Here is a 13851-nt window from a genome sequence, read left to right as displayed (position 1 = left end):
TCATGGCACTTCAAAAAATGAACGTCGAAAGCTTTAACCTGGATCATACGAAAGTCAAAGCACCTTACATCCGCGTCGCAGGATATAAAGAAGGTAAAGTCGACCAAGTCGTCAAATACGATATCCGTTTCACACAACCAAACGTTGAGCAAATGCCGATGCGTGCGATGCACACACTCGAGCACTTACTTGCTGAAAACATCCGTAACTACTCGGATGATGTCATCGATGTCTCGCCGATGGGATGCCAAACAGGTTTCTATATGGCGATGATGAACTTCGACTCGGTCGAAAAAATGAGCGAACTCGTTGAGAAGACGTTGAAAGACGTCCTCGCAGCAGAAGAGATTCCAGCGCAAAACGAAGTCCAATGTGGATTTGCGAGCGCACATGACCTCAAAGGAGCGAAGCACTATGCCGAGAAAATGCTTGCCGGTCGTGATGAATGGGACATCGTCTTCGGATGATCGCGAACAACGTCCGCGACCTCGTCGGAAACACACCACTCTACGAGATCACTTCATTCGATTTGCCTGCTGGTACGCGCATTTTGGCGAAGCTCGAATGGATGAACCCTGGGGGCAGCGTCAAAGACCGCCTTGGCATTCAACTCGTTGATGCAGCAATCGAAAACGGACATGTGACACCAGGCGGTACGATCATCGAGCCGACAGCCGGGAATACCGGCATCGGCTTGGCGCTCGCCGCTAAAAAATACGATCTCCAAGTCATCTGTGTCGTTCCGGAAAAATTCAGTCAGGAAAAGCAGACGTTGATGCGGGCACTCGGCGCAACCGTCGTCAACACGCCGACTGAACTCGATATGCAAGGGGCCATCGACCGGGCAAAAGAACTCGGTCAGGAAATTCCGAATAGTTACGTTCCGTTACAATTCGAAAACGAAGAGAACCCAGTCACGTATCAGCGGACACTCGGTCCTGAGCTGATTGCGGACTTACCGCATATCGACTGGTTCGTTGCCGGTTGTGGTTCAGGTGGTACGTTCGCCGGAACAGCGGACTTCTTAAAACAACGTCTCGGTACAAAAGCAGCAATCGTCGAACCGGAAGGCTCCGTCTTGAACGGTGGTCCAGCCGGTCCGCATAAGACAGAAGGTATCGGTACAGCGAAATGGCCAAGCCTCGTTCCGCATGAACTCGTTGATGAGATTCATACGATTTCTGACCGTGATGCATTTGACGCGGTTCATACACTCGCTGCTCGCGAAGGATTACTCGTCGGTAGCTCAGCAGGGGCAGCGCTCGTTGCTGCGCTTGATATCGCAAAGCGTCACCCCGGCAGTACGATCGTCACCGTCTTCGCAGACAGTGCCGAACGCTATTTAAGCCAACAAATCTTTGAAAAGGTGGACGAAACTCATGCGTAAGAAGACAGCATTGATTCATGGAGGAACAGGTGTCGATCGGGCAACAGGAGCCGTTACACCTCCAATCTATCAAACAAGCACATACAAGCAAGATAAAATCGGTCAACTTAAGGACGGATACGAATACTCACGGACAGCGAACCCGACACGGACGAGCATCGAACGATTGATTGCGGATCTTGAAGGCGGCGCACGTGGTTTTGCGTTCGGTTCTGGGATGGCAGCGATTCATGCCGTCTTCCACTTGCTTGAGTCTGGCGACCACATCGTCATGACAGATGATGTCTACGGTGGTACGTTCCGCTTGATGCAACGCGTCTTACCGAAGTTCAACATTCAAGTGACATTCGTCGATACGACGGACCTTGCAGCAACGGAAGCAGCGATCCAAGACAACACGAAGATCGTCTACGTCGAAACACCGACGAACCCGTTGTTGAAAGTAACGGACATCGCAGCGATCGCAACGATCGCCAAACGTCACGATCTTAAACTCGTCGTCGACAACACGTTCGCGACACCATATCATCAACAACCACTCGCGCTCGGTGCAGACATCGTCTTGCACAGTGCGACGAAATACATCGGCGGACACTCGGACGTCGTCGCTGGACTTGTCGTCGTCAAAGATGATGCGCTCGGCGAAGAGATGCACTTCATCCAAAACTCGACAGGCGGCGTGCTTGGACCGCAAGACAGCTTCTTGCTCGTCCGTGGTCTTCGTACACTCGGTATCCGGATGGATGCGATCGAAGAGACAGCCCATGATCTCGTTGCGTTCTTGCAAGCGCAAGACATCGTCTCGAACATCTTCTACCCAGGACTTGCATCGCATCCTGGTCACGACATCCAAGCGAAACAAGCGACTGGATTTGGTGGGATGATCAGCTTTGATGTCGGTTCAGCAGCGAACGCAGAAAAACTCGTCGAGGCGACACATTTCTTCACACTTGCTGAGAGTCTTGGTGCCGTCGAGAGCCTGATTTCGGTTCCGGCACGGATGACGCACGCGTCGATCCCAGCAGAACGTCGCGCAGAACTCGGCATCACGGACGGTCTCGTCCGGATTTCAGTTGGACTTGAGGATGCGGAGGATTTGAAAGAAGACTTAACGCGTGCTTTCACGTTCCTCGAAAAAGTTTCTGAAAAAACTGTTTGACAACAAAAATAACCCCTGCTAATATTCAGAATATATTCTACAAACTTAATACCGAAACTCTTATCAAGAGTGGTGGAGGGACTGGCCCGATGAAACCCGGCAACCGCGGATCTAATCCGAAGTGGTGCTAATTCCAGCAGACAAAAGTCTGGGAGATGAGAGCAAATGGTTTTGTGTACTGAAAAGTGCGCGCGTTTGCTCTAAAACGCGCGCACTTTTTTTATTTTAGGAGGGACAGTTGTGATTCGTTTACAAGACGTAGGAAAGATTTATCGCTCAAAGCGCGGAGCGGTCGAAGCCGTCGCGAATGTCGATCTGACAATCGAGCGCGGTGAAATTTTTGGAATAATCGGTTATTCCGGAGCAGGGAAATCGACCTTGATCCGATTGCTGAATATGCTTGAGGCACCGACGAGTGGTTCGATCCAAATCGATGGTGTCGAAATGACATCGCTGAAACCTAGAGAATTACGGGGCGTCCGCAAGAATGTCTCGATGGTCTTCCAGCACTTCAACTTACTTTGGTCACGAACAGTTGAAGAGAACATCATGTTCCCACTCGAACTTGGTGGCTTTCCGAAGGCACGCCGCAAGGAACGGGTCGCGGAACTGATCCAACTCGTTGGTTTGGATGGACGCGAAAAAGCCTATCCGTCGCAATTATCCGGTGGTCAAAAGCAACGTGTCGGTATCGCTCGGGCACTGGCATCGAACCCGGACGTTCTCTTATGTGACGAGGCAACAAGTGCACTCGATCCGAAGACGACGGACTCGATTCTTGAGTTACTCGTCGACATCAATGAAAAATTGAAACTGACGATCGTCTTGATCACACACGAGATGCACGTCATTCAAAAAATCTGTCACCGGGTCGCCGTCATGGAGGCCGGTAAAATCGTCGAACAAGGACCGGTCGCAGAAGTCTTCCGTCATCCGAAGCAAGCGATGACGAAGGAATTCGTCAAACAATTGACGTCGCCATCGGAAAACGAGTTGACGTTCGCGAAACTCCGCGAACGCTACCCAACCGGAAAAATCGTTCAGTTGACATTCGTCGGATCGACGGCGGAAAGTCCGATCCTCGCGGAAGTCATGAAGGATTCACCCGTCCTGTTCAATATCATCGGCGGAAACGTCGGTCAATCACAGGAAGGGGCGCTCGGTACGCTGTTCATTCAGTTAATCGGGGAAACAGAAGCAACACAAGCGGTCATCACGAAGCTTCAAGCCAGTGATGTTGAAGTGGAGGTGGATCACCGATGATTTCATTCTTTGACAACCTAGACTGGGACATGGTGTGGGAAGCGACAGGCAGTACGATCTATATGACGGCAGTCGCTGGTCTTTCGACATTCGTTCTCGGTTTGATCATTGGTTTATTATTGTTTGCGACAAATGAAGAATTGTTGTTCAAAAATCGGGCGTTTTATTCGATCTTGAGCTTGATCGTTAACGTCTTCCGTTCGATTCCGTTCATCATCTTACTGATCTTATTGATTCCATTTACGAAAGCAGTCGTCGGTTCGTTCCTCGGACCAACAGCAGCATTACCGGCACTGATTTTAGGAGCCGCACCGTTCTACGGTCGGATGGTTGAACTCGCACTTCGCGAAGTCGATAAAGGTGTCATCGAGGCAGCTGAATCGATGGGCGCGACGAAGTTCCAAATCATCTACAAAGTCTTAATCCCAGAAGCATTGCCTGCTATCGTTTCTGGTATCACGGTTACACTCGTTGCACTTGTCGGTTACACGGCAATGGCCGGAGTAGTCGGCGGAGGTGGACTCGGGGACATGGCCTTCATCGAAGGATTCCAGCGTTCTCAAAACGATGTCATCGTCATTGCGACACTCTTAATCTTAGCAATCGTCTTCGTCATCCAAATCATTGGGGACTTACTGATCCGAGCAATCGATAAACGTTAATTCAAATTTTATTCATATTGGAGGAATCATTCATGAAAGTTTGGAAAAAATTCGTAGGTACTGCCGCTGTATCCGTTTTAGCAATCAGTCTTGCTGCTTGTGGCGAAAAATCATCAGGAAGCGACAACAAGACACTCGTCATCGGTGCTTCAAACGTACCGCACGCTGAGATTCTCGAGCACGTTAAAAAGGAATATGAAGCAAAAGGCTACAAACTTGAAATCAAGAAATTCCAAGATTATGTGCTTCCGAACAAAGCGCTCGCTGAAAAAGAACTCGACGCGAACTACTTCCAGCATGTGCCGTATCTCGAGCAACAAGAGAAAGAAAACAAATCGTATAAGTTTGCGAACGCAGGTGGCGTCCACGTTGAACCACTCGGTATCTATTCGAAGAAATACAAGTCACTCGATAAGTTGCCAAACGGTGCAACGATCTTAACGAGCTCAAACGTCGCGGAACGCGGTCGAGTCTTGACGTTCCTTCAAAACGAAGGATTAATCAAACTCAAAGACGGTAAAACGACAGACGCGCAACTCGGTGACATCGCGGAGAACCCGAAGAAACTCAAGTTCAAGACGAACATCGAAGCATCGCTTCTTCCGCAAGCTTACAAAAACAATGAAGGCGACGCAGTCCTCATCAACACGAACTATGCGATCGATAACGGTTTGAACCCGTTGAAAGACGCGATCGCGTCAGAAGATGAGTCTTCACCATACGTCAACATCATCGTTACACGTGATGGTGATGAAAAAGACAAGCGTGTCACAGCACTTCTTGACGTTCTACACGAAAAGAAAAACCAAGATTGGATTCTCGACAAGTACAAAGGTGCGGTCGTTCCAGTCAGCAAATAAGTTCACCGAAGCCGGCATCCTTCCTATATAATGGAAGGATGCTTTTCATTTGTCTGAAACAGGGGTTAGGGGGAATCATATGCAACGCATACGTCAACTGCATCCGTTGACACTCGGGGTCTTGTTCGGGACGTTTTTCTCACGTCTCGGAACGTTCATTACGATGCCGTTTTTCGCTATCTACATGACGACCGTTCTGAAGTTTGATCCGGTCGATGTCGGCTGGGTTCTCAGTATTTCGGCGATCGCCAGTCTCGTTATGAGTTTCATCGGCGGTACATTGTCGGACCGGTATGGTCGCCGGACGATGATGCTTGCCGGAACGATCGGGTTCGCGATCGTCTTCATCGCACTCGCGCAAGTCGAGACGTTCTGGGCATTCTTCATCCTCAGTGCCTTGAACGGAGTCTGTCGTTCGATTTTCGAACCATCCGCTCGTGCCTTGATCAGTGATACGACGGACGAAGCAAATCGGTTATTCGTCTTCAACATTCGTTACGCGATGATCAACATCGCAGCTGCGATCGGACCAGGAATTGCCTTACTGCTGAGTGCGGGGAATACGTCCGCAACGTTTTACATCACGGCGTTCGTCTATATGGCATACGGGGTGATGATTGGATTCTTATTTAAACGTCATCCAATCACTGAGACACATGGTGGCAAGAAGGTCTCATTCGGAGCGACGGTTCGTCTGTTGCGGACGGATATCGCCTTTACGCTGGCACTCGCCGGCATCATCTTCGGGGTCTTCGGCTACAGTCAGTTCAATTCGACCTTGCCGCAATTCTTGACTGAGACGTCACTCCTTGAAGGCGGGAAGACACTCTATGCGATCTTAATCACGATCAATGCGATCACCGTCTTGATCGTGCAGTATCCGATCATGAAGTTCGGCGTCAAGACGTCACCGCTCGTTTCGATCACGACCGGGATTGCGACTGTTGCGATCGGACTGTTCGTCATGGGGAATGCAAACGCGATCTGGTGGATGATCGTCGCGATGTTCATCTTCACGTGCGGGGAAGTGATGATGTTCACGATGACCGACATCTTGACTGATCGCTTTGCGAAGCCGGAATTAAGGGGCAGTTATTTCGGGGCAATGGGCTTGACGTCGATCGGACAATCAATCGGTCCAATTGCCGGCGGACATTTATTAAGTTTATATGGAGCGGACCGTCCGTTACCGATTTTCGGGATTTTAGCGGGCTTGACATTATTCGGAATACCACTGCTCCTACTGTCACAACGGATTCATCAGACTTCGACGATCGAGGAACTGGAGGAACCGGTGAAACTTTCGAATGATTCTCAACAAAACGCATGATTTTGAGAAAAAACAACGAGCGATGACGCTTGAATAATACGCCATGTTTCTTTAAGATTAGAATGATACTAAATTAGTAACGCTCGTGTTCTGAATCGTCAGTCACGAAATGAATAGATGGAGGGATTCTAACATGAAGGCTTCACACTTGAAGATTGAAGATCTACACGTCGCGATCGACGGCAAGGAAATCTTGAAAGGCGTCAACTTGGAAATCAAAGGCGGGGAAATCCACGCGGTCATGGGACCAAACGGGACAGGTAAATCAACACTCGCATCAGCATTGATGGGTCACCCATCGTACGAAGTGACATCTGGTTCAGTCACACTCGACGGCGAAGACGTCCTCGACATGGAAGTCGATGAACGCGCACAAGCAGGTATGTTCCTCGCAATGCAGTACCCAAGCGAAATCAGTGGTGTTACGAACTCAGACTTCCTTCGTTCAGCGATCAACTCGCGTCGTGAAGAAGGCGATGAAATCTCACTCATGAAATTCATCCGTGAACTTGATTCACAAATGGGTCTTCTCGAGATGCCTTCAGAAATGGCACACCGTTACCTCAACGAAGGTTTCTCTGGTGGAGAAAAGAAACGTAACGAAATTCTTCAGATGATGATGCTTAAACCAGCAATCGCGATTCTCGATGAAATCGATTCAGGTCTTGATATCGATGCACTTAAAGTCGTTGCAAAAGGTGTCAACGAAATGCGCTCACCTGAATTCGGCTGCTTGATCATCACGCACTATCAACGTCTCTTGAACTATATCGAGCCAGACTTCATCCACATCATGATGGGCGGAAAAATCGTCATGTCTGGCGGTAAAGAACTCGCACACCGTCTCGAAGCAGAAGGTTATGACTGGGTTAAAAAAGAACTCGGCATCGAAGACGTCGAAATCGAAACAAAAGCGTAAGACGAGGGAGGAAGCATGATGACTGTAGAACTGAATCTTGCAGTAAATCGCGAGGCAGTGGCAGAACGTGCGACTCGCTTAGGGGAACCATCTTGGATGGTCGCAAAGCGTCAAGACGCGCTTGATCTTGCCCCAACGCTCGCATTGCCAAAAGTAGAAAAAATCAAGATCGAAGGCTGGAACTTCACAGAAGGTACGACGGAACTTGAAACCGTCACTGGTCTTTCTTCAGATATCGAAGCATTGATCGGCGAAAACCGTGATCACATGCTCGTCACGCGTAACGGACAACTCGTCCACGCGCAAAACAGTGAAGCGGCGAACGGCGTCATCTTCACGACGCTCGAAGACGCATTAAAACAACACCCGGAACTCGTCGAGAAGTACTTCATGACTGAAGGTGTTCAAGTCAACGAAGATCGTCTTGCGGCATTAAACGCAGCACTTCGTAACGGCGGTACGTTCCTTTATGTACCAAAAGGCGTCAAGCTGTCTGTACCGATGCAAGCAATCTACACGCTTGAGCAATCAGGCGCTGCCCTTTACCATCACGCAATCATCGTTGCAGATGCTGACAGCGAATTGACGTATATCGAAAACTTCGTCTCTTACGGTGACGAAGCGCATAACGTCAACGTCGTCACAGAAGTATTCGTCGAAGACAACGCAAAAGTTCTCTTTGGTGGTGTAGATACACTATCTAAGGGTGCCATCACGTATATGAACCGTCGCGGTGTCGTCAAACAAGGCGCGAAGCTCGAATGGGCACTCGGTCACATGAATGACGGTCACACGGTCACAGAAACAAAAACACACCTCGTCGGAAACGATTCGTTCTCAGATACGAAAGCCGTTACGGTCGGTCGTGGAGAGCAAAAACAAAACTTCAACGTCCGTACGGACCATTTCGGTAAAGGATCAGAAGGTTTCATCTTGATCCACGGTGTCCAAAAAGACGCAGCAACATCAATCTTCAACGGAACGTCGATGATCCATCACGGCGCTTCGAAATCAAACGGCGTTCAAACGGAACGTGTCCTCATGTTGTCGGAAAAGGCACGTGGTGATGCAAACCCAATCCTCTTAATCGATGAGGATGACGTCATGGCAGGACACGCGGCATCTGTCGGTCGTGTCGATGAATTACAACTCTACTACTTGATGAGCCGTGGTCTTTCACGGAAGGAAGCAGAACGCCTCGTCGTTCACGGTTTCCTCCAGCCAGTCGTCTCGGAACTTGCGATTGACTCGGTGAAAGAACGTCTCGTTCAAGTCATCGAAGGGAAAGTAAACTAATATGGGAATCGATGCATCCATCCGCAATCAGTTTCCGATCCTCGACCAACAGGTCAACGACCGGAAACTCGTCTATCTCGATAGTGCGGCCTCGTCGCAGAAGCCGCTCGTCGTCATCAATGCGATTGACGACTACTATAAGACGATTCATTCGAATGTGCACCGTGGCGTCCATACGCTCGGAACACGAGCGACGGATGCGTACGAAGGTGCGCGTGAGAACGTTCGTCGTTTCATCCAGGCGCAACACCATGAAGAAATTATCTTTACCCGCGGCACGACGACGGCGATCAACATCGTCGCGTCAAGCTACGGCATGGAGCATGTCGAAGAAGGCGACGAGATCGTCGTCACGTACCTCGAACACCATGCGAATCTCATTCCGTGGCAACAAGTCGCTAAACGCAAAAAAGCGAAGTTGAAATACGTTGATTTGACAGCAGATGGTCGCGTAACGGTCGAAGCGGTCGAAGCACAACTGTCCGACCGGACGAAAATCGTCGCGATGGCACACGTCTCGAATGTTCTCGGTACAATCAATCCGATCAAAGAAGTCGCTCGTCTTGCGCACGCTCGTGGTGCCGTCATGGTCGTCGATGCTGCGCAAAGTGCACCACACCAACGGATTAATGTCACGGATCTCGACTGTGACTTCCTCGCTTTCTCCGCACACAAGATGTGTGGTCCGACAGGCGTTGGTGTTCTTTACGGGAAAAAGGCATTACTCAATGCGATGGAACCGGTCGAATTCGGTGGTGAGATGATTGATTACGTTGGTCTTGAAGAGTCGACGTTCAAACCGTCTCCATATCGTTTCGAAGCGGGTACACCGATCATCGCGGGTGCCGTTGGTTTATCGGCAGCGATTGATTTCTTAGAAGAGATTGGTCTAGAGAACGTCGAAGCACACGAACGTGAACTCGCGCAGTATGCGATGGCACAAATGCGTGACATCGACGGACTCACGATTTACGGTCCGGAAGAACGCGTTGGACTCGTCACGTTCAATCTCGGTGATGTCCATGCACATGACGTCGCAACCGTCCTTGATATGCAGGGAATCGCGGTTCGCGCCGGTCACCACTGTGCACAACCATTGATGCGTTGGCTCGGAGCGAGCTCGACGGCTCGCGCTAGCTTCTATCTCTACAACACGAAAGAAGAGGTTGACGCACTCGTGACAGGACTTCGCCAAACGAAGGAGTATTTCAGTCATGGATTTTAACAATCTCGATCACTTGTATCGTCAAGTGATCATGGATCACTATAAAACTCCCCGAAATCGCGGTGCGATCGAGGGGGGCGTCACGATCGACATGAACAATCCGACGTGCGGCGACACGATTCGTCTCCAGCTCGCGATTGAAGACGATGTCGTCCGTGATGCGAAATTTGACGGGGAGGGCTGCTCGATCAGCATGGCGTCTGCTTCAATGATGACGCAACTCGTCAAAGGTAAGACTATCGAAGAAGCCTTACGACTCGCGGATATCTTTTCGGACATGGTCCAAGGAAAAGACTATGACGACGAATCGTTCGACCTCGGGGACGTCGAGGCACTCTCGGGTGTCACGAAATTCCCGGCACGCATCAAATGTGCGACACTTGCCTGGAAGGCGCTCGAACGCGGCGTAGAAGAAGGGAAGTAAACTTCGGTCACAAGCAAGTAAGAGGAGGAAATGAACATGGCAAAGAACATGCCGGAAATTGGCGATTACAAATATGGTTTCCACGATCGCGATATCTCGATCTTCCGTTCTGGACGTGGCTTGACGACTGAAGTCGTCGAAACGATCTCGAAAATGAAGGAAGAACCACAATGGATGCTTGATTTCCGTTTGAAATCACTCAAGATCTTCAACGAACAAGCAATGCCAGCGTGGGGTGGCGATCTCTCAGAATTGAACTTCGACGATATCACGTACTACGTTAAGCCGTCTGAACGTGCAGAGAAATCGTGGGATGAAGTACCGGAAGAAATCAAACGTACGTTTGACAAACTCGGTATCCCAGAAGCAGAGCAAAAATACTTGGCAGGTGTCTCGGCTCAGTACGAGTCAGAGGTTGTCTACCACAACATGAAAGAAGACCTCGAAGAAATCGGTGTCGTCTTCAAAGATACAGATACAGCCTTAAAAGAAAACGAAGATATCTTCCGTGAGTACTTCGGAAAATTGATTCCGCCAACAGACAACAAGTTCGCAGCCTTGAACACAGCGGTCTGGTCAGGTGGATCGTTCATCTACGTACCAAAAGGCGTTAAAGTCGACACGCCGCTTCAAGCCTACTTCCGGATCAACTCGGAAAACATGGGTCAATTCGAGCGGACGTTGATCATCGTTGATGACGAAGCATCGGTTCATTACGTCGAAGGATGTACAGCACCGGTCTACACGACGAACTCGCTTCACTCAGCGGTCGTTGAGATTTTCATCAACAAAAACGCTTACTGCCGTTATACAACGATCCAAAACTGGGCGAACAACGTCTACAACCTCGTTACGAAGCGTGCGATCTGTGAAGCTGGCGCAACGATGGAATGGGTCGATGGTAACATCGGTTCGAAACTGACGATGAAATACCCAGCCGTCATCCTCAAAGGTGAAGGTTCACGTGGTATGACATTGTCAATCGCAATTGCAGGTAAAGGTCAACACCAAGATGCGGGTGCGAAGATGATTCACTTAGCACCGAACACATCGTCGACGATCGTCTCGAAGTCGATCTCAAAACACGGTGGTAAAGTCACGTACCGCGGTATCGTTCACTTCGGACGTAAAGCGACAGGTGCACGTTCGAACATCGAATGTGATACGCTCATCATGGATAACCAATCGACGTCGGATACGATTCCGTACAACGAAATCCTCAACGATAACATTTCGCTCGAGCACGAAGCGAAAGTCTCGAAGGTCTCGGAAGAGCAATTGTTCTACCTCATGAGCCGCGGGATCTCACAAGAGGAAGCAACGGAAATGATCGTCATGGGCTTCATCGAGCCGTTCACAAAAGAACTTCCAATGGAATATGCGGTCGAAATGAACCGTCTCATCAAGTTCGAGATGGAAGGTTCAATCGGATAATTCGTCTTACTCTCTCATCTGCGGATGAGGGAGTTTTTTCATGGTTGGAGGAAAACGGGTATAGGAGGGAAAAAGGAGGGGTTACTATGCGTGACATCGTTTATTCCTTTCAAGTCTCACTTGACGGTTATATCGAGGATGCGTCAGGCAGCATCGATTTCGCTTCACCGGATGCGGAACTGCATCAATACTTTAATGATTATGAGAGAGCGTTCGATACCCATGTCTATGGACGTCGTTTGTATGAAATGATGCAGTACTGGGAGACAGCGGATCAAGAAGACGAGCCGATCATCGTTGAGTATGCGAAAACGTGGCAGGCGCTTGAGAAGATCGTTTTCTCGCGAACGCTCGACGCTGTCGAAGGAAAAGCGCGTCTAGCGACCACGTCGCTTGCCGAGGAACTTCAAGCACTAAAAGCCTTACCTGGCAAACAGATTGCGATCGGGGGAGCGACGCTTGCTGCTGAAGCGATTGATCTTGGACTCGTCGATCGCTATCATGTTGTGATCTATCCTGTTCTACTCGGAGATGGGAAACGAATGTTTCCAATGTTTGATCAATCACAAGCGCTACGGTTAGTCGAGACACACGTCTTTAAATCGGGATGTATCGCGTTAGCTTACGAAAAAATCTAGTCTTTATAAAAAGAGTCTCTTATTTCAAAAGAGATTCTTTTTTTGTGACATTCAATAAAATTTGGATATTTTCATTTAATATGGGAGAAAATAGATTATAATAACTTTTGTAAAAAATCTATAAAACTGATTAAGGTGTGAAAAAATGAAATTTTATCAGGAAATTCCAGTCATTCGATCGATTGCGGCAATTTTGGTCGTCGCTGTCCATGTCATCGCTGGTCTCTATTATTCTCAAGGAGAATTTACAAACGAGGCAATCGGTTATATCAACCAGTTTGCTCGAATCGGTACGCCGATTTTTGCCATCATCAGTGCTTTTCTATTGATGTCGATGGTCCAGCGCAAAGGATTTAATCTTGGAACATTCGTTAAATCGCGTTTTTCTAAAATTTTCATCCCTTATCTGATTTGGAGTACCGTCTATCTCGTGTATCGTTTTCATGTAGAAGATAGTTTGAAGCCGGGTGTGCCGTTATCGGAGTACTTCCTTTATGGAACGGTGAACTTCCATTTGTACTTCATTTTGACTGTGCTTCAGTTTTATGTCGTCTTTCCATTTCTCGTAAGATTCAAGAAAGGAACCATGCTACTTGTTGCAACTGTGGTTGCGATGGGCGTCAACTATTTCTGGCTGACGTCAGGAAGCTTAACGACGAATAATGACTTCCTCAATCAAGTCGTCAACAGTCGCTCTTTTTTACTCAACTGGATCGCGTATTTCATGATGGGAATTACATACGCTGTTTATTATGAAGAAATACAACAGATTCTAAAACGTCACCGGACGATCTTGTTGCTCATCAGTGGATTGATTTTAGTTGATATTTGGGTCAGTATTGATTTGAACCGAATTTATACTTCTACGAATCTTGCGAACCTCGTGTATATCCCGTTCGTTCTTGTCGTTTTGAATTATGCTTTTCAATATGTGCAGAGAGATGCGACAGCAATGCGACTCTTTCAAACGATTGGAACACATTCGATGGGGATCTATCTGATTCATCCGCTCGTCATCCGCGGAATCGGTCGAACGGATCTCTTTGCTTACTTCGACTCTGCGAGTATGTTCGTTTGTGCGATGATCGTCACGCTTGCAGCTTCGATTTCTGTATCGTATGTCATTAGTCTATTGCCCTACGGTAACTATATCGTTCCGGTACCGAAACGAAGAGCGCCTGCTCCAAAAATTGTTGAGGCACAGGCTTCTGCTTCATAATGAAAATCGTTAACTAGACATCCTTTTTCTTCCTG

At 48.6% G+C, this 13851-nt stretch carries 14 protein-coding genes and 1 riboswitch; all 14 genes read left to right on the top strand.

Annotation, left to right across the window (positions count from 1 at the left end; all coding sequences use genetic code 11):
* The first annotated feature begins 2 nt into the window (after positions 1-2).
* The 14 genes from ACY2IG_RS13270 (at position 3) to ACY2IG_RS13205 (ending at position 13816) form a co-directional block, all read left to right on the top strand.
* Positions 3-467, top strand: coding sequence for an S-ribosylhomocysteine lyase (locus ACY2IG_RS13270; RefSeq protein ID WP_023469165.1), 465 nt, complete (start codon positions 3-5; stop codon positions 465-467).
* Positions 464-1387, top strand: coding sequence for a PLP-dependent cysteine synthase family protein (locus ACY2IG_RS13265; RefSeq protein ID WP_462618723.1), 924 nt, complete (start codon positions 464-466; stop codon positions 1385-1387). Before ACY2IG_RS13270 ends, ACY2IG_RS13265 begins: the two co-directional genes overlap by 4 nt.
* Positions 1380-2546, top strand: coding sequence for a bifunctional cystathionine gamma-lyase/homocysteine desulfhydrase (locus ACY2IG_RS13260; RefSeq protein WP_290752251.1), 1167 nt, complete (start codon positions 1380-1382; stop codon positions 2544-2546). The genes ACY2IG_RS13265 and ACY2IG_RS13260 overlap by 8 nt, the downstream gene beginning before the upstream one ends.
* Positions 2547-2603: 57 nt before the next feature.
* A riboswitch (SAM riboswitch) is annotated at positions 2604-2708 on the top strand.
* A 78-nt stretch (positions 2709-2786) separates the two neighbouring features.
* Positions 2787-3809 (top strand): methionine ABC transporter ATP-binding protein, encoded by a 1023-nt coding sequence (locus ACY2IG_RS13255; RefSeq protein WP_308101875.1) that lies wholly within the window; start codon positions 2787-2789, stop codon positions 3807-3809.
* Positions 3806-4471 carry a methionine ABC transporter permease gene (locus tag ACY2IG_RS13250; protein ID WP_035406001.1) on the top strand — a complete coding sequence of 222 codons (666 nt, stop codon included), beginning with the start codon at positions 3806-3808 and terminating at the stop codon, positions 4469-4471. The genes ACY2IG_RS13255 and ACY2IG_RS13250 overlap by 4 nt, the downstream gene beginning before the upstream one ends.
* A 32-nt stretch (positions 4472-4503) precedes the next feature.
* Positions 4504-5331, top strand: a complete 828-nt coding sequence (locus ACY2IG_RS13245; RefSeq protein ID WP_308101874.1) for a MetQ/NlpA family ABC transporter substrate-binding protein — start codon at positions 4504-4506, stop codon at positions 5329-5331.
* A gap of 79 nt (positions 5332-5410) precedes the next feature.
* Positions 5411-6661: an MDR family MFS transporter gene (locus ACY2IG_RS13240; RefSeq protein WP_462618004.1), complete on the top strand. Its 1251-nt coding sequence runs from the start codon at positions 5411-5413 to the stop codon at positions 6659-6661.
* A 133-nt stretch (positions 6662-6794) separates the two neighbouring features.
* Positions 6795-7580: a Fe-S cluster assembly ATPase SufC gene (gene sufC, locus ACY2IG_RS13235; protein WP_023469158.1), complete on the top strand. Its 786-nt coding sequence runs from the start codon at positions 6795-6797 to the stop codon at positions 7578-7580.
* A gap of 18 nt (positions 7581-7598) precedes the next feature.
* Positions 7599-8876, top strand: a complete 1278-nt coding sequence (sufD, locus tag ACY2IG_RS13230; protein WP_023469157.1) for a Fe-S cluster assembly protein SufD — start codon at positions 7599-7601, stop codon at positions 8874-8876.
* A 1-nt stretch (position 8877) separates the two neighbouring features.
* Positions 8878-10101, top strand: a complete 1224-nt coding sequence (locus tag ACY2IG_RS13225; RefSeq protein ID WP_035396382.1) for a cysteine desulfurase — start codon at positions 8878-8880, stop codon at positions 10099-10101.
* Positions 10091-10525: a Fe-S cluster assembly sulfur transfer protein SufU gene (gene sufU / locus ACY2IG_RS13220; RefSeq protein WP_023469155.1), complete on the top strand. Its 435-nt coding sequence runs from the start codon at positions 10091-10093 to the stop codon at positions 10523-10525. Before ACY2IG_RS13225 ends, sufU begins: the two co-directional genes overlap by 11 nt.
* Positions 10526-10561: 36 nt before the next feature.
* On the top strand, positions 10562-11959 hold the full coding sequence (gene sufB, locus ACY2IG_RS13215) for a Fe-S cluster assembly protein SufB (RefSeq protein WP_023469154.1): 1398 nt from the start codon (positions 10562-10564) through the stop codon (positions 11957-11959).
* An 86-nt stretch (positions 11960-12045) separates the two neighbouring features.
* Complete coding sequence (locus tag ACY2IG_RS13210) at positions 12046-12597, top strand: dihydrofolate reductase family protein (RefSeq protein WP_462618003.1); 552 nt, start codon at positions 12046-12048, stop codon at positions 12595-12597.
* A 145-nt stretch (positions 12598-12742) separates the two neighbouring features.
* Positions 12743-13816 (top strand): acyltransferase, encoded by a 1074-nt coding sequence (locus ACY2IG_RS13205; protein WP_462618002.1) that lies wholly within the window; start codon positions 12743-12745, stop codon positions 13814-13816.
* The last annotated feature ends 35 nt before the right edge of the window (positions 13817-13851 follow it).

The organism is Exiguobacterium sp. EF_C8 (assembly GCF_054956715.1).
The sequence above is the reverse complement of the archived record's forward strand: the minus strand, read 5'-3'. Positions and strand labels throughout refer to the sequence as shown.

Coding starts and splice junctions, on each gene's coding strand:
- sufU (WP_023469155.1), top strand. CDS start 10,091: ATGGATTTTAACAATCTCGATCACTTGTATCGTCAAGTGATCATGGAT.
- ACY2IG_RS13210 (WP_462618003.1), top strand. CDS start 12,046: ATGCGTGACATCGTTTATTCCTTTCAAGTCTCACTTGACGGTTATATC.
- sufC (WP_023469158.1), top strand. CDS start 6,795: ATGAAGGCTTCACACTTGAAGATTGAAGATCTACACGTCGCGATCGAC.
- ACY2IG_RS13265 (WP_462618723.1), top strand. CDS start 464: ATGATCGCGAACAACGTCCGCGACCTCGTCGGAAACACACCACTCTAC.
- ACY2IG_RS13270 (WP_023469165.1), top strand. CDS start 3: ATGGCACTTCAAAAAATGAACGTCGAAAGCTTTAACCTGGATCATACG.
- ACY2IG_RS13250 (WP_035406001.1), top strand. CDS start 3,806: ATGATTTCATTCTTTGACAACCTAGACTGGGACATGGTGTGGGAAGCG.
- sufB (WP_023469154.1), top strand. CDS start 10,562: ATGGCAAAGAACATGCCGGAAATTGGCGATTACAAATATGGTTTCCAC.
- ACY2IG_RS13260 (WP_290752251.1), top strand. CDS start 1,380: ATGCGTAAGAAGACAGCATTGATTCATGGAGGAACAGGTGTCGATCGG.
- ACY2IG_RS13245 (WP_308101874.1), top strand. CDS start 4,504: ATGAAAGTTTGGAAAAAATTCGTAGGTACTGCCGCTGTATCCGTTTTA.
- ACY2IG_RS13205 (WP_462618002.1), top strand. CDS start 12,743: ATGAAATTTTATCAGGAAATTCCAGTCATTCGATCGATTGCGGCAATT.
- ACY2IG_RS13240 (WP_462618004.1), top strand. CDS start 5,411: ATGCAACGCATACGTCAACTGCATCCGTTGACACTCGGGGTCTTGTTC.
- sufD (WP_023469157.1), top strand. CDS start 7,599: ATGACTGTAGAACTGAATCTTGCAGTAAATCGCGAGGCAGTGGCAGAA.
- ACY2IG_RS13225 (WP_035396382.1), top strand. CDS start 8,878: ATGGGAATCGATGCATCCATCCGCAATCAGTTTCCGATCCTCGACCAA.